Source organism: Vibrio sp. L3-7, from assembly GCF_963898195.1.
GTDB classification, from domain to species: Bacteria; Pseudomonadota; Gammaproteobacteria; order Enterobacterales; family Vibrionaceae; genus Vibrio; species Vibrio echinoideorum.
Genome location: NZ_CAWQUW010000034.1, coordinates 38,790 through 60,823, shown reverse-complemented (window position 1 = coordinate 60,823; position 22,034 = coordinate 38,790). Strand labels below are relative to the sequence as shown.

The window sequence follows — 22,034 nt, the reverse complement described above, 5'->3', positions numbered from 1 at the left end:
GCTCTCTTTATCACACTAACCGAATATTATTGTGATTTATCAGTAACTTTACTTACGGGGCAACAAGGTATTCATACTCTGACTGGGTGATCATAACGAGTTAGGAAGTGCTTATGATCTAGCTAGGCAAAACTTAAAGTGAAAGTACCACGCCAGCAATAGCCGCGCTCATTAGATTGGCAAGTACGCCAGCACAAATTGCTCTAAAGCCGTACTGAGAGATGAACGAACGGCGCTCTGGAACTAGGCTGCCTAAGCCACCAATCAGGATCGCCATCGTAGAGATGTTGGCAAAACCACATAACGCAAAAGTAACTATCGCTTGTGAGTGCTCACTTAGCGCCTCTTTTACGTCCATTAACTGGATGAATGCCACGAACTCGTTTACAACAATCTTGTTTCCGATCAATGAGCCTGCAACCACAGCCTCAGACCACGGTATACCGATCAGCCATGCAACGGGTGCGAACACATAACCTAGGATAAGTTCGAAGCTCAGGTTTACACCAAACCAACCTCCAACGGTTCCCAATAAGCCATTTAGCATTGCAATCACACTAATGAAGGCAAGAAGTGTCGCGCCCACAGCAACGGCAATACGAAGCCCAGACATAGCCCCATCTGCCATTGCCTCAACGACGTTTGTTGCTCGTGGAATTTCAACATCAAACTCAATGTTTTCTTGAGCTTCTTCAGCACTGCCTGGAACCAAAATCTTGGCCATCAATAAACCGGCAGGTGCAGACATGAATGCCGCAGCGATCAAGTAATTAAGATCAACACCAAGCGATGCATACCCAACTAGCGTACCACCCGCTACAGACGCTAAACCACACACCATCACAGCAAACAACTGTGAATCTGTCATGTGCTTTAAATAAGGTTTAACAACCAATGGCGCTTCGATCATGCCAACAAAAATGTTCGCAGTAGCAGACAGTGATTCAGCACGACCTGTACCCAAAAACTTCTGCAAAGCACCACCAATTAAGTTGATCACCTTTGGCATAAATCCAATGTGGTACAAACCTGAAATCAATGCTGAGAAAAAGATAATGATGCCCAAAACATTAATTGCGAAAACGAATCCATTATTTGTTAAGCCACCAAATAGGAAATTAATCCCCTCTTGACCGTAGTTGATCAAACTAGACACCGCACCTGTTGCTGCGTTTAACACTTCTTTGCCCATTGGAACATACAGAACCAATAGCGCGAATGTAATTTGCAGTAAGAAAGCGAGAGAAACCGTTCTCAGCGGGATATTTTTTCTGTCCGTAGATAGTAACCAAGCGGCAACTAAAATAGTGATAATTCCAAGTAGGGAAGCCATGTGCATCAACCTAAAGTTGTAGGTAGGAAAGGCGACGCATTGTATAGAGGAAATCGTTTGCGGCAAGTTGCGGTTGTTAATGTGATGTTGAGGTAATTACGCCTGAACAATGAGTTATATTAAACCATTGAATTATAACCATTAAATTTGATTAAAAAGCATACTTTTTCCATGTGGAAATTATATTTATAGATTAGGAAAAAGTTAGCGATGCAGTTCTACGCAAGTTTTAAGATTTTTGTCCCAATAGGTTGGCGATCCGATATGGTCTTTAATGAACTCGATAACAGCAGAAAGCTTCTTAGGCATATTCTTTCGGCTTGGGTAAACGGCATAGAAAGGCATAATCTGACTCGCCCGCCATTCCGGTAGTACTTGGATTAACTTGCCCGTTCTAAACTCTTCTTTCACTAAGTAAGTCGCCAGATAAGCGACCCCCCACCCAGATACAGCTGCGTCTCGTACGGCTTCCGCTAAATCCACCGAGTAGTCGCCAGCCACTTTAACACTGAGATTTTCTTGGCCGTTATCAAATGCCCATGACGTGTAGTCACGCTCGCGGCTACGATAAATAAGGCAATTATGCTCAATCAAGTCGGAGGGCACATGCGGAGTCCCTGCCTTAATCAGATAATCCGGTGATGCGGCTACCACAAACTGGCTGTCGGCTAAACGCTGCGCAATGTAACCTTCCGGCAAGTCTTCATTATTGGTGATCCAGAGATCCAACCGCTCTTCAATCATGTCCACTTTGTAGTCGAACAAGTGAACTTCGATTCTCAGTTGAGGATAAAGCTGCCTGAGCTGATCAATCGCAGGAATGATGTGCAGTGTGCCAAATGACTGTGACAAACCCACACGCAAGATTCCAGAGATATCATCACGTTGACTGTCCATATCCATTTGAGCCGCTTTTACGGTATTGAACAATTGCTCACAATGTTGATAGAACACGTCCCCAGCTTCGGTCAGTGTAAGGCTGCGCGTGGTTCTTTGTACCAACTTGATACCTATCGAATCTTCGAGCAAAGCAACTTGCTTGCTGATATGAGAAACCGAAACGTTCAAGCTTTTTGCTGCACTGGTAAAGCCTTCATGCTTGATTAACGCATGGAATATCACCATCTGTGCGGCTCTATCTGTTAGCACAAGACCACCTTCTTAAATCTCTGAAATATAAAATTTAAATGAAAAGAAAAAGGACTCCGAAGAGTCCTTTATGTCGTTCTGCCTATGGTAGGCCAAATGCTATTCAAAGCGACCTAATTCTATTAATCAAATTAGCTCTATCAATCAAATCAGGTCAATTAATCAAACTTAATTCGGTCGGCTAGATGGCTGACTGCCAAGGCAAAGTAGTAAGAACGATTCCACTTCATTAGAACATTGTAGTTGTTGTAAATCAGGTACGAACGGCCTGTTTCGTCATCAGGCATAATCAGCCAAGCTTTGATGTCTTCATCCAACTGAGGAAGAGCTCGGCCATCGAAGCGTGTAATACCGAGTTCAGACCACTCTTGTAGGTATTTCGCTTTGTCTTCGTCGCGACCTTGCATTTCAATGGATACCGTTGATGGTACGTGAACCTGACGACCCCAAGTGTATTTGTCATCCCAACCCGACTGGCCGAGATAATTAGCCGCCGAAGCAAAAACATCTTCTTCGGTGCTCCAAATATCTTTCTTGCCATCGCCACTGCCATCAGCAGCGTAAGCTAAGAATGAACTTGGCATAAACTGAGGTTGCCCCATCGCACCCGCCCATGAGCCTTTCATGTCTTTTGGTGCAATATGGCCTTGATCAAGAATCGTTAATGCCGCCATCGCTTCTTTGCGGAAGAAAGCTTCTCTGCGTCCTTCATAGGCCATAGTCGTCAAAGCATCGATCACGCTGTAATTGCCAGTGAACTTACCAAAATTACTCTCAACGCCCCATAGAGCGACAATGAACCTGGGTTGAACGCCATACTCATCGCCAATGCGCTTTAACGCTTGGTAATGCTTTTTATAGAGCGATCGCGCCTGCTTCACTTTCCAATCTGGAACTGCACGTGGAATGTATTCATCCAGAGTCAGTTTTTTCTCAGGCTGATTTTTGTCGGCTTTGACGGCTCTTGGCTTAAATGTCACACCATCAAAGGCTTCATCAATGATCGCTTCAGAGATACCTTCTTCACGGCCTTGTTGTTTTAGTTTTTCTACATACTGTTCAAAGCTCAGCTCTTCAGCTTGTACTGAGCCGATAGTCAGGCTATTACCTAATAGCAATGCCGACACCGCCAATATGGTTTTTGAAAATTTACTCAACGATCACTCCTCCCTGAATTGAGGTGGCTATTACTCTTCGTCTTGAACTTTTTGTTGAGCTTTAAGCTCTTTATGTCGCTCAAGTTCGTTAACCGGTGGTGGCGGAACCTGCAAAAAGAAACCATCGCTTTTTAGTGATTCTCTCACTTTTTCGATGCTGACTTGGGCAAGCGTACGGCCATCCATTTTAATTACCATTACAAAACTAGGTTTACCAAACATTTGCATCAATGCGTCAGGAACTTGTGAGAAATCATCCTTCTTAGGGATATAAAGGTATGTTCCTTCTTTCTTTGAGCTTTTATATATAGAACACAGCATGACAAACCTTTTTTAATTGTTTATGACTACAAAACTCTCACTTGCGAGATCAATAGTTTATGTTAGGGAAATATTGGGAACAAAACGTTCATTTGACAACAAGATTACTTGCTGTGCTTGGTTTGGGAATATAACATGATAAACCTAGTTTCAGGCAATGCCCTTTATTTTATTGATAAAGAAATTGTACCCATTCGCTATTGAGGTCCTGTAGTTTTTCGATGTCTAGTAACCCAGATCTAAAAGGTAGCAGTTTCACGCTATCTGTTTTGCACTTATCCGATGATCAAGTCGAAAATGCGGTGTCTTTTCTTCAAGAGAAGGTAGACCAAGCACCCACTTTTTTCGCTGCTGCGCCTGTTGTTATTAACATTAGCAAAGTCGCTGGCGATATCGACTTCGTGCAACTGAAAAACGGTATCTCTCAAGCGGGCATGATCCCAGTTGGTGTGGCAGGCTGCTCTGATAAGCGTATGCAAAACCTAGCAAAAGAAGCCGGTTTTGCAATAATGACAGCGAGCAAGTCGCCCTCTCAAGCCCCGGCAAAGATGGCACCAATTAAAGTGATTAGAACGCCTATTCGTTCTGGCCAACAGGTTTATGCCAAAGATGGCGACCTATTAATCCTGAGTCACGTGAGTGCTGGCGCAGAAGTGATTGCCGATGGCAGCATCCATATTCATGGCACATTGCGCGGCCGTGCGATTGCAGGTGCAAGTGGTCAAACTGAAGCAAAAATAATTTGTAATGATTTACAAGCAGAGCTGGTTTCCATTGCTGGAAATTACTGGCTCAGCGATCAAATTGATAGCGAGTACTGGCAGAAGAAAACCATGTTCAGTATGGCAAACGATGTATTACACGTTGATGTCCTCGCAATATAAGAGAAATAAAAGGAAAACAGAATGGCACGCATTATCGTTGTAACGTCTGGTAAAGGCGGGGTAGGCAAAACGACCTCCAGTGCAGCTATTGCCTCGGGTCTGGCTTTAAAAGGGAAGAAAACCGCAGTTATCGACTTTGATATCGGCCTGCGTAACCTAGATTTAATCATGGGTTGTGAACGTCGCGTTGTGTACGACTTCGTTAATGTTATCAATGGTGAAGCCACGCTGAACCAAGCGATGATCAAAGACAAACGCACAGAGAATCTATTCATTCTTCCTGCGTCTCAAACTCGTGATAAAGATGCACTGACCAAAGACGGTGTTCGTCGTGTGTTTGATGAGCTGGATGAAATGGGCTTTGATTTCATCATCTGTGATTCTCCAGCAGGTATCGAGCAAGGTGCTCTGATGGCGTTGTACTTTGCTGATGAAGCGATTGTGACGACTAACCCTGAAGTCTCTTCTGTACGCGATTCAGACCGTATTCTAGGTATTCTTGATTCTAAGTCTCGCCGCTCTGAAGACGGCTTGGAGCCAGTGAAAACGCACCTTCTACTGACTCGTTACAACCCAGCACGCGTAAATCAAGGTGAGATGCTGAGCGTGGAAGATGTAGAAGAAATCTTACACATCTCGCTACTGGGTGTTATTCCAGAGAGCCAAGCGGTACTAAACGCATCGAACAAAGGTGTTCCCGTTATCTTTGACGAAGCAACCGACGCAGGTATGGCTTACAATGATACTGTAGAGCGACTACTGGGTAGCCAAGTTGACTTCCGCTTCTTAACGGAACAGAAGAAAGGCATCTTCAAAAGACTGTTCGGAGGCTAATGCACAATGTCATTATTAGAGTTTTTTAGACCACAGAAAAAGACCACCGCAAACCTAGCCAAAGAGCGTTTGCAGATCATCGTTGCGGAGCGACGCAGCCATGATGATCCAGCACCATCATACTTACCACAGCTTAAAGAAGACATTCTAAGGGTTATCGCTAAGTATGTAGAAGTCGATCCATCAATGGTTGATCTAACTTTCGAACACAAAGATGATGACATCTCAGTATTAGAGCTGAATGTTAAGCTTCCAGAAGAAGAACGATAGTATTCCAAAAGAAGATCGATAAGCAGAGAACGAGCTGTGCTTATAGCGATTAAATAAAAAAGAGAGCCTAGGCTCTCTTTTTTGTGTCTGCAACTTTTATCTCTAAAGCATTCGTTGCTTACTACAAAACTAAAGTTACTTGATTGCTTTATTTAGCTTATCGCCAACGACATCTAGACGCCAACCTTGCATTACATCAGGCAGCTTCTCTGGATTACGATCGTACTTCCAAATCCAGCTTAACACTTGATTAAGTTGCTTCTTCGATGCCAAAAATTCAGTCGCTAAACCACTGTGTTGTGATGCGGTTTTCACTTCATCTTTCAGCACTTTGAAGAGTTGCTTGTAACCTGGGTAATCCATTAAACGTTCTACTGGTGCTGGGTATTCTTCTTCTGGCGTATGCTCAGCCAATTTCACTATTGAGCAGATCTTCGCACCATGGCGACGTACAGAACGGTAATCAAAACCTTCCTGCTCCATATGCTTAGGATCTTTCATCGCAAAACGGGCAACAGCCCACAAGTCTTGTTCTTTAAAGACAAAGTTCAACGCTAAATCACGCTTAATCGCTTCTTTTAAACGCCAAGTTGCTAGAGGCCTTAAAATAGCTAGCTGTTGAGGTTTTAGCTGCCACGCGCCTTTAATATCAAGGTAAGCGTTGTCTGGGTTTACTTTACGGATGCGCTTAGCCACTTGTAAATCAGACTCTTGTTGCGCCGCTTCCCACCAGCCCGCTTCCATCACTTTTTCTAGAAGCTTGTTGTACATTGGCATCAGGTAATGAACATCTGCTGCTGCGTAGTCCAGTTGCTTCTGAGAAAGCGGACGAGCTAACCAGTCAGTGCGAGATTCACTCTTGTCTAGGTCTACACCCTCAAACTCTGAAACCAGAGCAGCAAAGCCCGTTGATAAACCATGGCCAAGAAAAGCAGCCATAATCTGTGTATCGACCATTGGTGTTGGCGTGCAACCAAATGCGTTCTGGAATACTTCTAAATCTTCACCGCAAGCGTGCAGGACTTTGAGAACAGAAGCATCTTTCAACAACCCAACAAACGGTGTCATATCATCAAGAGCAATAGGGTCAATCAGTGACAGCGTTTCACCATCAAATAACTGAATCAAGCCTAATTGAGGGTAATAGGTTCTTGTACGAACAAACTCCGTATCAAGCATAACGACATCGGCTTCACGTGCTTGTTGGCAAACTCGCTCAAGGTCTTTCAATTGGGTAATGATCTGATAATCCACAAAAACTCTCACTGGTTTCACTTTGATGGCCGGATACAAAAATGCCGACATTAACTGTCGGCATTCTAACACCATTTTTCAGCGCTCGCTTAGATTAAGCGCCTCAATGGCTGCTGGTGCAGCGGTTACTCGAAAATAGGCTCTTACTCACTTGCGCGTTTAGCAAGCTCTGCATCGTTCTCTTCACGTAACACACGGCGCAAGATCTTACCGACATTGGTTTTCGGTAGCTCTTCACGGAACTCAATCAATTTAGGGATCTTGTAGCCTGTTAGATGTTCACGACAGTGCGCAATGATATCTTCTTTGGTCAGGCTAGGGTCACGCTTAACAACGTAAATCTTAACTAGCTCGCCAGACACTTCATGAGGTTGGCCGATAGCTGCGACTTCTAACACTTTGCCATGCAGAGCCACTACATCTTCAATCTCGTTCGGGTAAACGTTGAACCCAGACACAAGAATCATGTCTTTCTTACGGTCAACGATGTACAACAAGCCTTCGTCATCAAACTTAACGATATCACCTGTCGATAACCAACCATCTTGATCGATCACTTCTTTGGTCGCTTCTGGACGCTGCCAGTAACCTTGCATCACTTGAGGGCCACGAACCTGCAATTCACCCACTTGATCATTGCCGACCACTTTACCTTCATCATCAACAATACGAACTTCTGTTGATGGTACTGGTAGACCGATTGCACCCGTGTAGTCTTTCAGATCGTATGGGTTACCGGTTACCAAAGGAGCACATTCAGTTAAACCATAGCCTTCCAATAGGTGGACGCCTGTCGCTTTCTTCCATTGCTCAGCAACCGTGCGTTGAACCGCCATACCGCCACCAACAGATAAACGCATGTTACTGAAATCCAATTCGTGGAAATCTTCGTTATTCACTAGAGCATTGAACAAGGTGTTTACGCCAGTAATCGCAGTAAACGGAACCTTTTGTAGCTCTTTAATAAAGCCAGGAATGTCACGAGGATTAGTAATCAATAGGTTACGACCACCCATCTCAACAAACAGTAAGCAGTTCACGGTAAGTGCAAATACGTGGTAAAGCGGCAGAGCCGTAACTACCAATTCACGACCTTCTTGCAGTACAGGGCTATATGCCCCTTTCGCTTGAAGTACGTTCGCGATCATATTGCGGTGCGTTAGGATTGCACCCTTCGCTACGCCCGTTGTACCACCGGTGTACTGCAGGAATGCGATGTCATCGCCAGCCATAAATGGCTTAACATATTGAAGACGACGACCTTTATGCAGTGCTTTTCTGAATGAGATAGCACCTGGCAGATCATACTTAGGCACCATGCCTTTTACGTATTTCACTACGAAGTCGACAATCGTACCTTTCGCACGTGGCAACATTTGCCCTAAGCTCGTTAGTACAACATGTTTAACTGATGTGTTATCAACCACTTTCTCGAGCGTACTCGCAAAGTTAGAAACGATAACAATCGCCTTTGCACCAGAATCATTCAGTTGGTGTTCAAGTTCACGAGGCGTGTACAGTGGGTTGACGTTCACTGCAATCATACCTGCACGCAGCACACCAAAGAGTGCAATTGGGTATTGCAGCAGGTTTGGCATCATTAGCGCGACACGATCGCCTTTCTTCAGTTTTAGATCATTCTGCAAATAAGCGGCAAAAGCACGGCTGCGCTCTTCAAGCTTACGGAATGTCATGATAGACCCCATATTCTCAAATGCAGGTTGGTCTGCGTACTTCTGTACCGACTGTTCAAACATTTCTATAAGAGATGGGTACTGATCTGGGTTGATCGTTTCTGGTACGTCACTTGGATAACGTGAAAGCCAAGGTTTATCCACGATGTTACTCCTCGTTTATCAGCTGACGACTGCTCGCCGCTATTTATCATTGCGGTATTACAGCACAGCTTTAGTGCATGAGCACTAAAAGGCTCAAACACTTGTTTAAATTTTGTTAACTACACCAAGAATTAGCTCTGAAACTAGCTCTGGGCTCTCTAAATGACAATGATGTCCGCCAGGAATAGTCTCTATATGCAGAGAACTATGGGCTGATTTGTAGCGATTATGCTGCAAATGTCGGAATCCATCATTCCCTAAAATTATTAATTGAGGGCATTCAATAGCCGTCATAATCGCTTCAGCATGCGCCTGTGACATGCGATATAGCGAGTCACATTTTAGGTTTGGGTCGCATCGCCATTGCCAAGAGCTCTCGAACTCGGCAATACCTTGCTCATCAGTCGTTTGATCAATAGCAACGTGATCAACTGTCGCTTGATCAAAAGCAGCTTGAGCAACAGTACCTAGCTCAACAATTCCTCGTTTAACAATAGGAGCGATTAGTTCAGCATTGATTTGGTTAGTGTGAGCTCTCAGTTTAATAGCATCCTCAAGGCTAGCTAGAGGACGTGAAGGCTTTCTTTGCTGTCGAAGACGACTGAGTACCCCATCTCTCAAGCGAGAGACTGTTTCGTAGGGAGCTTCTGAAAGAGGTCCATGACCTTCAATTTGAATTAATCCTGACACCTTTTCAGGAAAGGCGGCACTATAGCAACTTGCGATCAATGCACCAAGTGAATGTCCTACTAGTACCAGTCTGTTTGGCGATAATTTGGTCACCAACTGATGCAAGTCATCGATATAGTCGTGAAATGGGTAGTAACTGCCCGATTTATGCGATGAAAAGCCATGTCCAAAAAGGTCAATCGCAACGAGGTGCAAATTAGATGCCCGCTTTTCTAACGTATCTATTACTGAGTTAAAGCTTGCAGAATTATCCAGCCACCCATGAACAAAAACGACCGTCGTGGCGGTCGTTTCTGGGCTTCCAATCTGTTGTGTGGCGAGCGTCCCGCTCGCAAGCGAGTATGACTTTTCAATCATTGCCGTTTGTTATCCCTGTCTTGTATATCCACTAATCCTAAACAACTCTGTTCTATTCGACGTCTTTAATTACGCGCCCTTGTCTTGGCATCGTTTGGAAACTACGACAATGTAAGCTGCGACATGAATAATAGGTAGGAGCAAAGTCGTTCACAACCACTCGCTCTGTAATTTGCCACAAGCGTTGGTTATATACATTCATTACCGGGAAGGTATAAGGATAATCACCAATAGTGCCATCTTCCGTGCCATTTGATGTGCCCACCAAGGTGACTAAACGGCCTTCAGCAAAGCTCAATGGCTCAACATAACCATCAATATAAGCAACAAAGCGCCCTTTTGGCTCGGCATCAATATCAGGTTTCCCGCTACTTGAGATCGGCATATTAACCACTTCAACACGAGTCTTATCTTGTAAATTGGTCACCTTCGCAATAACGCCCCCTAAGCGAACATCGCCTGCGTCTGGTACGGTATTTACCCACTCTTGGTAATCAGTTACAACCTGTTCAGAGTTTGCATTAAGTTCTTCTGGTAGAGAGGAGCACCCCATCACCATCGAAGAGAAAGCGACAAGGAAAAATAAGCGAGATTTAGAAATGAGAGAAAACATAATGCTGGTCCTTAGAACAGGATAAATAAAAACACAAAGCTAGATATAAATATCGACCCCAATAAGCTTCGCAAGTTCCTCTTTTTTAGCTTGATTCATCACATCCATATACTCCTCCATCGCACGTCGTCCATGCCCTTCTGGAAGATCATATTGAACCTGAGCTTTGTGGATCTCAGATTCTTTAACTTGGCGAATCGAATGCGAGACAGCATTTGCAACCTTAGTTGGCTGACCAACTGAGGTTTTTGCATCGCCTTTTTTTACCTCGTTCTTTTTATTGGTTCGATTGGTTTTGGATGTATTGCCTATCGAAGAAGGAGGTAAGCCATTTATTGAAACCATGCTTAAAGAGTTTATTACCTGATATTAATGATTGTGTATCTGACTTTAATCTCGGCTCTACAGGATGAACTGCAGAGCCAAATTAAGGCGTAAAATAACACGCCTTAATTATAATTCACTTGCGGCCAAGAGGTTTACTCTCGACCTGGCAGTTTTTTCCACGTCACTTTATCACGAAGATAAACTGGCTCAGACTCTTCTGCTGCAACCGCTTTACCTTCTGCGTAAGCAAATTGAGCAAGGAACGCCATATCTTGAGCTTCTGGGAACAGAACCTCACACGCTTTAGTGTTGATCGCTAGTGTGTCCATGTGCTCGGCGTATGCTTCCCAACCGGTGCCTACTTTTGCCCATGTCTCAGAATCCACTTCAAGCTGCGCAGCCAATTCGCTTGGAGGCGTCACACATTCCGCATCAACCGCAGTCCAACGACCGTCTTGTTCACGGCTGTAACGAGCCCAGTATACTTCACTCATGCGCGCATCAATCGCTGTTGCTACGTGAGTTTCACCAAATTTACGGTAGCTGCCCTGCGCCATCGCTGCCAGTGTAGAAACACCGATCATCGGTAAATCAGCACCAAAAGCCAAGCCTTGAGCAATACCAATACCAATACGTACGCCTGTGAAACTGCCTGGGCCTTGGCCAAACGCAATTGCGTCGATATCGGTTAAAGCGATGTTCGCTTCTTTCAGTACTTCATCAACCATAGGTAGAATTTTTTTCGTATGGTCTCGAGGAGCCTCTTCGCTACGTGCGAACACCTGGTCACCCATTACTAGTGCAACTGAACAGTTTTCAGTTGCGGTATCTACTGCAAGAATTTTCGCGCTCATTCGTGTCTCAAATATTCGTTATCTAATCTAAAAATAATGGCTAAGCTCAACAATGCCAATTAATCAGCAGCGGTTGTATGGTCTTTAGCTAAGAATTCTTTAATGATCCCTAAGTCACGGGTACGTGGAATAGGCGGTAAACTCGCCAAAAATACACCACCGTAATCACGGGTCACCAAGCGGTTATCGCAAATAATCAAAGCGCCATTATCACGCTTATCACGTATTAATCGGCCAACACCTTGTTTCAATGTAATCACTGCGTCTGGTAACTGTACTTGTGCAAAAGGATCACCCCCTTTTAACTTACAGTCCTCGATTCGGGCCTTAAGTAACGGGTCGTCTGGAGCTGTAAAGGGCAATTTATCGATGATAACACAGCTTAATGCGTCGCCCCTAACATCGATCCCCTCCCAAAATGCCCCCGTGGCCACCAGCAATGCGTTACCTAATTCCATGAATTCCGCTAAGGTTTTTTGCTTACTTGTCTCACCTTGCAGCAGAACGGGCACCGAGAGTGTTTCACGGAATCGCTCCCCCAACTCTTTCATCATGCTGTGTGAGGTACACAAGAAGAAACAGCGACCTTGGTTTTGCTCAATCACAGGGGTTAGCATTCTTACTAGCTTATCCGCTAAGCCCGGGCTATTAGGTTCTGGTAGATAACGAGGCACGCACAATCGCGCCTGATTTGGATAATCAAATGGGCTAGGCAAAGAAAACTGTGCGGATGGCTTTAATCCGAGTCGCGAAGTGAAATGGTCGAAATCATCCGAAACCGCTAAGGTTGCCGAAGTAAACACCCAAGCGCCCGGTTTAAGCTCGATTTGTTCGTGGAATTTATCCGCGACCGACAGTGGCGTGATGTGCAAAGCAAAATGCCTTGGCGTAGTGTCATACCAATAGGAATATCCAGTAATCGACACATCACACACACGTTCTATTCGTGACTTTATCATGGTGGCACGCTCAAAGGCGGTATCTAATAACTGGCTTCGACCTAGTGCTAACTTCAATACGTCAACAGCAAGCTGAAGGGCATCTTGGAGACGAACCAACTCTCTTGAGATAGATTCAGATTTCAAGGCTTCACGCCAATTTCCACGGAAACTGGTATCGCCGAGTACAATGCGCAAGTCAGCCGCAGATTGAGTTAGCCTATCGCCAACCTTTTGCAGTTGACGCATGTCTTTGGCTTCAGTGCGGTAAGCGATTTCAATGTCTTTGGCTAACTCTTGGATCTGCCTACTAGAAACTGATTGTCCAAAATATTGGCTAGCAATATCAGGGAGCTGATGCGCTTCATCAAAAATGAATACATCGGCTTCAGGGATCAGTTCACCAAACCCTGTTTCTTTGATCGCTAAATCCGCGAGAAACAAGTGATGGTTTACCACAACCACATCGGAATCCATCGCTTTTTTACGCGCCTTAAGCACAAAACAATCAGTGTAGCTCGGGCATTCTTTACCTAAGCAGTTGTCATTGGTTGAGGTAATCGTAGGAATAACCGGGCTATCTTCAGCAATATCATCGCAATCACCCAGATCACCGGTTTGTGTTGCAGACGACCAACCGCGAACTTTCACCAACTGAGCCAGCAACATTGGATCGGTATGAGTGCCATGACTTTCAATCATTTGGCGGCTCAGTCTATCCAAACATAAATAGTTTGAGCGACCTTTCAGCAAAGCAACCTGACCATAAAAGCCAAGCGCATCGACCATCAATGGTAAGTCACGGTGAAATAGCTGTTCTTGCAGGTTTTTAGACCCCGTACTAATGATGACTTTCTTACCGCTAAGCAATGCAGGTACTAGGTAAGCAAATGTCTTACCGGTACCCGTCCCAGCTTCAACAACTAACAGACTCTGTTGTTGGATGGCTTGTGACACCGCTTCAGCCATGTCTAACTGAGCTTGTCGTGGTTGAAACCCTGGGATCGCTTTGCCCAGAGCACCATCAGCAGAAAACGTTTTAGATATCATAAAGTACGAGGTTTAGAAAAATAAGAAGGCGAATTATGGCAGGTTTAGTGAGCCGGCGCGAATCAAGAATGACTTCGCCCCGGAGGTGTTTGGTTTGTTTTTAAATGCTCAAATGGCATAAATGAAAGAACTAAAAATTAGAAAATCGTTATCGCTTACGCTTTAATTGTGATTCCGTTTTTTACTTAAAGCTCAGGTTTCTACCTACGACTAGCGTTTTAAATAACGAGATAACCAAGGCGCACCTTCAAAATGGTTGTCATTTGGCTGAATGGCTTTTACAGCATCGGTTGGTGAGGTTTTATTTTCCCACATTTCATCTAAAACATGACCGTCTAGCTCCGTACCTCTAGCCAATGAACTCACTCGCTTGCAGTACAATTTTTTTGCTAGTAACTCTTTATCCATAAGTATCACCTCTATTTTTGCCACGGCATAAAGTGCCTTGGTTGAAGTTCAAATGCGTACTAAGGTCAAAACTATAAAAAGTGAAGCTTCTGCCTGTTTTCCTGTCTAAAAACTGATATTTCTATATGAAACAATTTATCAAAGCGATAAATGAGCAGCAGAACTTGTTGAAACCAACTTGATAATAGATTAATTATAACGGTGATATTGCGGCTCAGTTCACCGTTCGACGGCCTGCATTTAATTTGAATAATCCCGATTCCAGATAAATAAGTGCAACATTCATGGAAGTAAGATGAAAATGGAAAGAAAAACTTTATTAACACATTGTACTGATGCCCCAGGCCTCATCTCAAAGATCACCAACATTTGTTACAAGCACCAACTCAATATTGTCCACAACAATGAGTTCGTAGATAACACAAGTGGTCACTTTTTCATGCGTACCGAGTTAGAAGGGTATTTCAATGACGAAACCTTACTCGCAGATCTAGACCAAGCCCTACCAGAAAACACAAAGCGTAAACTTGTTGATTCATCTCGCAAGCGCGTTGTTATCTTGGTGACCAAAGAAGCACACTGCCTTGGCGATATTCTGATGAAGAATTTCGATGGGAGTTTGGATGTTGAAATCGCAGCGGTTGTCGGTAACTACGATACGCTACAAAGCTTAACCGAACGTTTTAATATCCCTTATCACTATGTTTCTCATGAAGGATTAAACCGCGAAGAGCATGAACAGAAGATGCTTGAAGTGATTGACCAGTATGAGGCGGATTACCTTGTACTTGCTAAGTACATGCGAGTGCTAACCCCTGGGTTTGTTGAAAAATACAACCACAAGATCATCAATATTCACCACAGCTTCTTACCAGCCTTCATTGGTGCTAAACCATATCAACAGGCCTATGAGCGTGGAGTGAAGATCATTGGTGCGACGGCGCACTTTGTAACGAACGATCTCGATGAAGGTCCAATCATCAAGCAAGACGTAATCCCCGTTGATCACAACTTCAGCGCAAAAGACATGGCTCAAGCCGGTCGTGACGTAGAGAAGAACGTGTTGAGTAAGGCTTTAAACAAAGTGATCAATGATCATGTGTTTGTTTATGGCAACAAGACCGTGATTCTGTAAGTCGCTTATTTAAGTAATACTTCCAGTTAGAACCCAATAAAAAACGCGCAACAGGATTAACCCGTTGCGCGTTTTTTGTATCTGGTTATTAGACTAGCTTTCAGAGATTCCCGATTACGCTCCTTAGTCGTTATCGGGAATGACGGCATTCTCTAACCGTTAAAGTCATTACTCTGCAAACGTCATTCCGACGAGCCTAAGCGAGATCAGGAATCTCTTTCCAGCAACTCCCTACTCAAATTAAGCCTGCTCTGACTCAACAATTTTCTTCAAAGAGTGTGGGTGCAGCTTGATGCAAATCCCTTGATGCTTAAAAGCTACCGTTGGGTTATTTAAACGCTCACCCTCGCCTTTCGGGCTAGAGAGTTTTATCTTAATACCTTGCTCAGCCAAGGTTTCAAACTTAGCAGCAAACTGTGGATAGGTTTCTTTAAGATCGGCTAAATACTCATCGGCAGTTTGCGCATGAGAAGGAATCACAAACTCAACATGCTCCCAGTCTTGGCTTGGGTAAGTTTTACCTTCTGCCGGATATGGCAGCTCTAAGCATTCAATCTTCCAACTTAGACTTTGTAACGGTTTATCAAACGCCAACACAACGATTGGACGACCATTGATCATCGCTTCTGAAATCGTAGAGCCATATTCAGACCATGCTTGATGTGCTGATTTCGCAAGCTCAGTTTCATTGATTCTTAATGCAATATGATCCGCTTGAGCAAAGCTTAAATCTAAACCCAATGTATTTCCTAGGTTCTCAATTTTCGCCATAAATGTATCAAGGCGCGCAATCATTTGTTGGGGTTCTAGTTCGGCTTGCTTCAGGCTCATCGTCATCGTCTATGTTCTCCAAATAAGGGCTGCATGTTATCAGTTTTGCTTGCAGCAACAAGCGTTGCTTTTATAAAAAACACTCAACAAACACGCTAGTTCAGTTTCCAAAACAGACAAACTTGGCCTCGTAAAAGTCGTTTGTCAAAAACCCCTCAGGAAATGTAAATTTTCTATCAATTCGACCTATAAGAAACCCCACAAAATTGGTATGATTACCGCCATTTTTGTGAACTTAAACAGAGTCTATTGTTCGTTTCGGCATTAAATCGTTAACTAGAAGCATAATTAACCAATTTAGTGACCACGAAATAACGACCACTCTTATCATCCTTGAATTGAAGGAAACGCGTGTGAATATCCAAGCACTTATTAATGACAAAGTATCTCAGGCTCTAGAAGCCGCTGGCGCACCTGCAGGCTCTCCTGCTGCTGTTCGCCAATCTGCAAAACCACAATTTGGTGACTACCAAGCAAACGGCGTAATGGGCGTTGCTAAACGACTAGGTACTAACCCTCGAGAATTTGCTCAAAAAGTATTGGACGTTCTAAACCTAGACGGTATCGCTTCTAAAGTTGAAATCGCAGGCCCGGGTTTCCTTAACATCTTCCTAGATGAAGCATTCCTAGCACAACAAGCAGAAGCCGCTCTTGCCGATTCTCGCCTTGGTGTTACAGCCGCTGAAGCACAAACGATTGTTGCTGACTACTCTGCACCAAACGTTGCTAAAGAAATGCACGTTGGTCACCTTCGTTCAACCATCATCGGTGATGCAGTTGTTCGCACTCTAGAGTTCTTAGGTCACAAAGTTATCCGTGCTAACCACATCGGTGACTGGGGTACTCAATTTGGTATGCTTATCGCAAACCTTGAGCGCGTTCAGGCTGAAACAGGCGAAGTTTCAATGGAACTTGCTGACCTTGAGCAGTTCTACCGTGAATCTAAAAAGCTTTACGACGAAGACGAAGAATTCGCAGTTAAAGCTCGTGGCTACGTAGTCAAACTGCAAAGCGGCGACGAATACTGTGCTGAAATGTGGAAAAAGCTGGTTGACGTAACCATGGTTCAAAACCAACGTAACTACGATCGCCTGAACGTATCACTAACACGCGATGATGTGATGGGTGAAAGTATGTACAACCACATGCTTTCAAACATCGTTTCTGACCTACAAGCGCAAGGCCTAGCAAAAGAGTCTGACGGCGCACAAGTTGTATTCCTAGATGAATACAAAAACAAAGACGGTGACCCTATGGGCGTTATCGTGCAAAAGCGTGACGGTGGCTTCCTATACACCACTACCGATATTGCTTGTGCTAAATACCGTTTTGAAGAGCTGGGCGCAGACCGCGTACTTTACTTCATTGACTCTCGTCAGCACCAACATCTAATGCAAGCTTGGACTATCGTTCGTAAAGCAGGTTATGTTCCTGAGTCTGTATCTCTTGAGCACCACGCATTCGGCATGATGCTAGGTAAAGATGGTAAGCCATTCAAAACTCGTGCAGGCGGTACAGTACGTCTTGCTGATCTTCTGGATGAAGCAGAAGTGCGTGCAACTCAGCTGATTGAATCTAAAAACCCTGAGCTAGCAGAAGACGAGAAGAAAACCATCGCGAACACAGTTGCAATGGCTGCTGTTAAATACGCAGACCTTTCTAAGCACCGTACGACTGATTACGTGTTTGATTGGGAAAACATGCTTGCGTTTGAAGGCAATACAGCGCCTTACATGCAGTACGCATACACTCGTGTTGCATCTGTATTCGCTAAAGCTGGTATCTCTATGGACTCTCTTGACGGTGAAATCAAAATCACTGAAGAGAAAGAGAAAACACTTATCGCGAAACTTCTTCAATTTGAAGAAGCGGTACAATCTGTTGCTCGTGAAGGTCAACCGCACATCATGTGTAGCTACCTGTTCGAGCTTGCTGGTCAATTCTCTAGCTTCTACGAAGCATGCCCTATCTTAGTGGCAGAAGATGAAACAGTTAAGCAAAGCCGTCTGAAGCTTGCTGCACTGACAGCGAAGACTATCAAGCAAGGTCTATCGCTTCTAGGTATTGAAACGCTAGAGCGCATGTAATTCCCTTCGGATTACAATGAATAAATACAAAGGTTGATGTGAGAGCATCAACCTTTTGTTTTATCTAACGTATACTGATACCAATCTTAGTAAATAACTAATCATCCTAGCTGGTTAAAACGCTCGATAACTGCGTTAGAATTTTTGATTGTAGAATAACTACTTATCAAAAAAATCTGCCTTGTTCTCAAACCTTTTTCCTGCGCTATTTCTGATCATTTACTTACTGTGATCGGTATGACCTCAAGAAATCGAAATGGATAATAATAATGAGCTTTGAACTTCACCCACAGTTAGCAAAAGACACCACGCTTATCGGCGAATTTCCACTAAGCCTTGCACTGCTGAGCAAAGACAATGCTGTGCCTTGGGTTATCTTAGTGCCGAAGCGCGCCAACCTAAAAGAACTGCACCACTTGCCAATGAAAGAACAGCAGCAATTCCTGCTTGAATCTCAAGCGGTAAGCCAAGCATTAGAAGCAACGTTCCAGCCTGATAAGCTAAACCTAGGCGCGCTGGGTAACATGGTGCCACAGCTGCACATTCACCATATTGCACGTTTCAAAGACGACATCGCGTGGCCAGGCCCGGTATGGGGCAACACCAAAGGTGAACAACGTAGTGAAGAAGAACAAGCCGCAATCCATACTCGCATTCAAAACGTTCTGTCATTGAGCTCTATCTTCAAGAAAGCGTAATTCGAGTTCATCTCATTATGCTTTAAAGCAAGACTGTTCAGAAAAGACACATGACAAAAAGCCGCTCATCTAAAATAGGTGAGCGGCTTTTTTATTGTCTAATCTCGCCGTTTTCAACGAGAGTATGAAGCTCTGAACTACATCATCACATTCAGTGACAAACCATCTTGTTTGCTGATGGTGTAACGAATACGTGTTGTATGTCCATGCTTGTTGGTGTCAACCAAACGAGATACTTTCCCTTTTTTGACCCACACACTGAGCATCGCATCCACGCCATCTTCACTCATTCCAAACTTAGACGCAAGTTCACTACGAGCTGCGACGCCCTCGTTATCAATGTATTGATGAAGCTCAGTTAAGATCATACTACTTGCACCTCTAACGCTTTCTGCTTACTGCCGATTTTCTTGAAGACGCGATACGTCACCACAAAGCCACCAGCAATTGCCACCATCCACACAGCACTACTCACTGGGTGAACAGCAAAGTTTGCCGCTTGGTAATAGAAGGTCGCACCAAAGTAGCCAAGAGCCATTGTCCATACCGCAATGAAGCGGGCAAACATCTGACCAAACTCACGTACATAAGCGCCCATCGCAGCAACACAAGGTGTGTAAAGCAGGATAAGAATCAAATAAGCAAACGCAGCGTGGCCTGATACAAACTTGTCTTTCAAGTTACCAAAGATCGAAGTATCAACCTCCTGATCCGCAGCCACAGAGCTTGAGTCAGACAAGTCGCCCACTTCAATGCCTAATGGATCTGAATAGCTCAAACCAGCTAGGTTTTCAGGAATTGTCATCACAGCTTCTTGCAAGCTTGCTGCTAAATCGAATTCAGCCGCTTCTTCGTCTGATGGCGTGGTGTACAAGCTGTTTAATGTACCAACCACGGCTTCTTTAGCGAAGATCCCCGTAATAATACCAACCGTTGCAGGCCAGTTCTCTTCAGTAATACCAATCGGTTGGAATACAGGCGTCACGACTTGTGCCGCTTTAGATAGCACTGAATTTTCGCTGTCTTCGTTACCAAAGCTTCCGTCCATACCTAATGAATTCAAGAAGCTAAGAATAGCCACAACCATTACGATGGTTTTACCTGCGCCAAGCACGAAACGTTTCAGCTTCTGCCAAGTTTTCAGCATCACGTTTTGCACGGTTGGCAATTCGTAATCTGGCATTTCCATGACCAAGCTATCGCTGCTGCCAGGATAGATTGTATTTTTAAGGAATAGACCTGTAAACACAGAAGCAACAATACCCATGATGTACAAAGCGAACACAACATTTTGGCCGGCGCCAGGGAAAAACGCTGCTGCGAACAGCGCGTATACCGGTAGACGCGCGCCACATGACATAAACGGTGCCATTGATGCTGCTAGCTTACGTTCACGCTCTTGGTCAAGAGTACGAGTTGCCATGATAGAAGGTACGTTACAACCAAAGCCAAGTACCAGTGGTACAAAAGCTTTACCCGGCAGACCGATTTTTTGCATTACTTTATCAAGTACGAATGCCGCGCGAGCCATGTAACCCGAGCTTTCTAGTACCGCTAAGAATAAGTAAAGCGCAGCGATAACCGGAATAAACGTCGCAACCGTTTGAATACCACCACCGATACCATCAGCAAGTATGGTTACTAACCAAACCGGTAAGTGGTCATCTAATAAGTGATGGCCGCCATCAACCAGTATTGCCCCAACGCCCATATCAAAGAAGTCGATGAACGCACTACCAATGTTGATAGAGAACATAAACATCAGGTACATAATGACGAAGAAGAAAGGAATACCGACCCATTTATTCAAAATGAATTGGTCTGCTTTCTCGGTAAAGTTTCGGCTTAGTTTGCCTTCGCTACGACGAACACGTTTACAAAGGTCATGTAAGAAAGTGTATTTCGCATCAGCAACAGCAAGGTCAATATCAAACTCAGCACCAAGACGCACACTGTCGATTTGAGTTCGAGTATGAGGAGCCAGTCCGTTTAATACCAAGTAATCATTTTCTAACGCACGAATAGCCAACGCTCGATGCGAAACATCAGCATCATCAAATTGTGATTCAACAGAAGGGATTAGAGCTTCTAACGCTGCATCGTAGTCGATAGAGATAGGATCAAGGCTTACACCTTGAACAAGCAATTTATGTAGACGTTCTTTAAAACGAGCCACTTGACCTTTGTCGTTTGCCGACAAGCTCAGTACTGGACAGCCCAATTCTTTTTCAAGCGCTTTAAGGTTAATCACCTGACGCTCGCGCTTCAATACATCCATTTTGTTCAATACAACGATCATTGGGCGTCCCAATTCTCGCAGTTGTAATGTCATGTATAAGCTTCGTTCTAGACAGCTTGCGTCTACAACGTTAATGATGACGTCAGCTGGGTGAGTCAGAACGGCACGAGAAGCGATAGATTCATCGATACTGTTCGCATCATTACCACTATCGAGTGCGTAGATACCCGGAAGGTCAGTCAGTTGAAATTGGTCGCCCGCATGCGAGTACAAGCCCGTTTTCTTTTCTACGGTTACACCAACCCAGTTACCAACGTGCTGTTTAGCGCCGGTCAATGCATTGAATAATGTTGTTTTACCACTATTAGGGTTACCAACGGTAAGAACTTGATAATCCATTTAGATAACCTCGATTTGTTCTGCGATGCTTTCACGAATGGCAATTGAAACACCTCTCACTTCAACTTGAAGCGGATCACCCATAGGTGCACGACGGATTAACGTCACCTCAGTTTTTGGCAGCATGCCCATAACCATTAGTTTTTTTCTAACGTCTGGTGTTAGGCCGGTTAGTGCAACAATAGAAGCTGCTTTTCCTTGCTCGAGTTGTGAGAGTTTCATAAATGCCCAATTCGTGACTGATAATGAGAAAGATTGTTATTAACAGCCATGATACACATACATGACCATAATTCTATTGTGTGAAATCAAAGTTTTCGGAAATACATACTCGTAAATTTCGTTAAAAACGTTTACGTCAAAAACGT

22 protein-coding genes are annotated in these 22,034 nt (G+C 44.2%); 6 read left to right on the top strand and 16 right to left on the bottom strand.

From position 1 onward, the window contains the following. Window positions 1-133: 133 nt before the first annotated feature. From AACW75_RS18335 to AACW75_RS18320, 4 genes are all read right to left on the bottom strand, one after another. Window positions 134-1,333, bottom strand: a complete 1,200-nt coding sequence (locus AACW75_RS18335; protein WP_145570859.1) for a NupC/NupG family nucleoside CNT transporter — start codon at window positions 1,331-1,333, stop codon at window positions 134-136. A gap of 204 nt (window positions 1,334-1,537) precedes the next feature. Beyond that, the gene (locus AACW75_RS18330; RefSeq protein ID WP_081324466.1) at window positions 1,538-2,458 is read right to left on the bottom strand and encodes a LysR family transcriptional regulator; all 921 of its coding nucleotides are present in this window, start codon (window positions 2,456-2,458) and stop codon (window positions 1,538-1,540) included. A gap of 182 nt (window positions 2,459-2,640) precedes the next feature. Beyond that, window positions 2,641-3,639 (bottom strand): lytic murein transglycosylase, encoded by a 999-nt coding sequence (locus AACW75_RS18325; RefSeq protein WP_145570857.1) that lies wholly within the window; start codon window positions 3,637-3,639, stop codon window positions 2,641-2,643. 30 nt (window positions 3,640-3,669) lie between these two features. Then, the gene (locus AACW75_RS18320; protein WP_017074527.1) at window positions 3,670-3,960 is read right to left on the bottom strand and encodes a YcgL domain-containing protein; all 291 of its coding nucleotides are present in this window, start codon (window positions 3,958-3,960) and stop codon (window positions 3,670-3,672) included. 221 nt (window positions 3,961-4,181) lie between these two features. On the opposite strand from AACW75_RS18320, the gene minC reads away from it, so the two are divergent. Genes minC through minE form a run of 3 tightly spaced genes read left to right on the top strand, consistent with a single transcriptional unit; the run spans window position 4,182 to window position 5,948 of the window. Then, window positions 4,182-4,844, top strand: a complete 663-nt coding sequence (gene minC / locus AACW75_RS18315) for a septum site-determining protein MinC (protein WP_145570855.1) — start codon at window positions 4,182-4,184, stop codon at window positions 4,842-4,844. 21 nt (window positions 4,845-4,865) lie between these two features. Then, the gene (gene minD, locus AACW75_RS18310) at window positions 4,866-5,678 is read left to right on the top strand and encodes a septum site-determining protein MinD (protein ID WP_008221225.1); all 813 of its coding nucleotides are present in this window, start codon (window positions 4,866-4,868) and stop codon (window positions 5,676-5,678) included. 6 nt (window positions 5,679-5,684) lie between these two features. After that, a complete protein-coding gene (gene minE, locus AACW75_RS18305) occupies window positions 5,685-5,948 on the top strand; it encodes a cell division topological specificity factor MinE (protein WP_017074525.1) in 264 nt (87 codons plus the stop codon). A gap of 135 nt (window positions 5,949-6,083) precedes the next feature. Here the strand turns inward: minE and rnd are convergent, their stop codons facing one another. The 8 genes from rnd to AACW75_RS18265 form a co-directional block, all read right to left on the bottom strand. Then, window positions 6,084-7,202, bottom strand: coding sequence for a ribonuclease D (rnd, locus tag AACW75_RS18300; protein ID WP_145570922.1), 1,119 nt, complete (start codon window positions 7,200-7,202; stop codon window positions 6,084-6,086). A 143-nt stretch (window positions 7,203-7,345) separates the two neighbouring features. After that, window positions 7,346-9,040 (bottom strand): long-chain-fatty-acid--CoA ligase FadD, encoded by a 1,695-nt coding sequence (fadD, locus tag AACW75_RS18295; RefSeq protein WP_017074523.1) that lies wholly within the window; start codon window positions 9,038-9,040, stop codon window positions 7,346-7,348. A gap of 105 nt (window positions 9,041-9,145) precedes the next feature. After that, entirely contained in the window at window positions 9,146-10,087 is a 942-nt protein-coding gene (locus tag AACW75_RS18290) for an alpha/beta hydrolase (protein WP_145570853.1), read from the bottom strand. 52 nt (window positions 10,088-10,139) lie between these two features. Beyond that, on the bottom strand, window positions 10,140-10,700 hold the full coding sequence (locus tag AACW75_RS18285) for a Slp family lipoprotein (RefSeq protein WP_017074521.1): 561 nt from the start codon (window positions 10,698-10,700) through the stop codon (window positions 10,140-10,142). Between the two features lie 39 nt (window positions 10,701-10,739). After that, the gene (locus tag AACW75_RS18280) at window positions 10,740-11,045 is read right to left on the bottom strand and encodes a chromosome partitioning protein ParA (protein WP_145570851.1); all 306 of its coding nucleotides are present in this window, start codon (window positions 11,043-11,045) and stop codon (window positions 10,740-10,742) included. A gap of 134 nt (window positions 11,046-11,179) precedes the next feature. After that, window positions 11,180-11,881 carry a tRNA (adenosine(37)-N6)-threonylcarbamoyltransferase complex dimerization subunit type 1 TsaB gene (gene tsaB, locus AACW75_RS18275; protein WP_017074519.1) on the bottom strand — a complete coding sequence of 234 codons (702 nt, stop codon included), beginning with the start codon at window positions 11,879-11,881 and terminating at the stop codon, window positions 11,180-11,182. Between the two features lie 59 nt (window positions 11,882-11,940). Next, window positions 11,941-13,869: an ATP-dependent DNA helicase gene (locus tag AACW75_RS18270; RefSeq protein WP_237297488.1), complete on the bottom strand. Its 1,929-nt coding sequence runs from the start codon at window positions 13,867-13,869 to the stop codon at window positions 11,941-11,943. A gap of 210 nt (window positions 13,870-14,079) precedes the next feature. Then, a complete protein-coding gene (locus tag AACW75_RS18265; RefSeq protein WP_145570847.1) occupies window positions 14,080-14,277 on the bottom strand; it encodes a hypothetical protein in 198 nt (65 codons plus the stop codon). Between the two features lie 301 nt (window positions 14,278-14,578). Here AACW75_RS18265 and purU point away from each other — a divergent pair, with 301 nt between their 5' ends. Next, window positions 14,579-15,412: a formyltetrahydrofolate deformylase gene (gene purU, locus AACW75_RS18260; protein ID WP_102552885.1), complete on the top strand. Its 834-nt coding sequence runs from the start codon at window positions 14,579-14,581 to the stop codon at window positions 15,410-15,412. 240 nt (window positions 15,413-15,652) lie between these two features. Here the strand turns inward: purU and AACW75_RS18255 are convergent, their stop codons facing one another. Then, window positions 15,653-16,249 carry a VOC family protein gene (locus tag AACW75_RS18255; protein ID WP_145570845.1) on the bottom strand — a complete coding sequence of 199 codons (597 nt, stop codon included), beginning with the start codon at window positions 16,247-16,249 and terminating at the stop codon, window positions 15,653-15,655. A gap of 347 nt (window positions 16,250-16,596) precedes the next feature. On the opposite strand from AACW75_RS18255, the gene argS reads away from it, so the two are divergent. Both argS and AACW75_RS18245 read left to right on the top strand, forming a co-directional pair. After that, on the top strand, window positions 16,597-18,330 hold the full coding sequence (gene argS, locus AACW75_RS18250) for an arginine--tRNA ligase (protein ID WP_135458064.1): 1,734 nt from the start codon (window positions 16,597-16,599) through the stop codon (window positions 18,328-18,330). 269 nt (window positions 18,331-18,599) lie between these two features. Continuing rightward, entirely contained in the window at window positions 18,600-19,028 is a 429-nt protein-coding gene (locus AACW75_RS18245) for an HIT family protein (protein ID WP_145565583.1), read from the top strand. Window positions 19,029-19,165: 137 nt separating this feature from the next. Here the strand turns inward: AACW75_RS18245 and AACW75_RS18240 are convergent, their stop codons facing one another. Genes AACW75_RS18240 through AACW75_RS18230 form a run of 3 tightly spaced genes read right to left on the bottom strand, consistent with a single transcriptional unit; the run spans window position 19,166 to window position 21,888 of the window. Then, window positions 19,166-19,396, bottom strand: a complete 231-nt coding sequence (locus AACW75_RS18240; RefSeq protein WP_004734201.1) for a FeoC-like transcriptional regulator — start codon at window positions 19,394-19,396, stop codon at window positions 19,166-19,168. Beyond that, window positions 19,393-21,666: a Fe(2+) transporter permease subunit FeoB gene (gene feoB, locus AACW75_RS18235; RefSeq protein WP_145570843.1), complete on the bottom strand. Its 2,274-nt coding sequence runs from the start codon at window positions 21,664-21,666 to the stop codon at window positions 19,393-19,395. The genes AACW75_RS18240 and feoB overlap by 4 nt, the downstream gene beginning before the upstream one ends. Then, on the bottom strand, window positions 21,667-21,888 hold the full coding sequence (locus AACW75_RS18230) for a FeoA family protein (protein WP_004734203.1): 222 nt from the start codon (window positions 21,886-21,888) through the stop codon (window positions 21,667-21,669). Window positions 21,889-22,034: the final 146 nt, after the last annotated feature.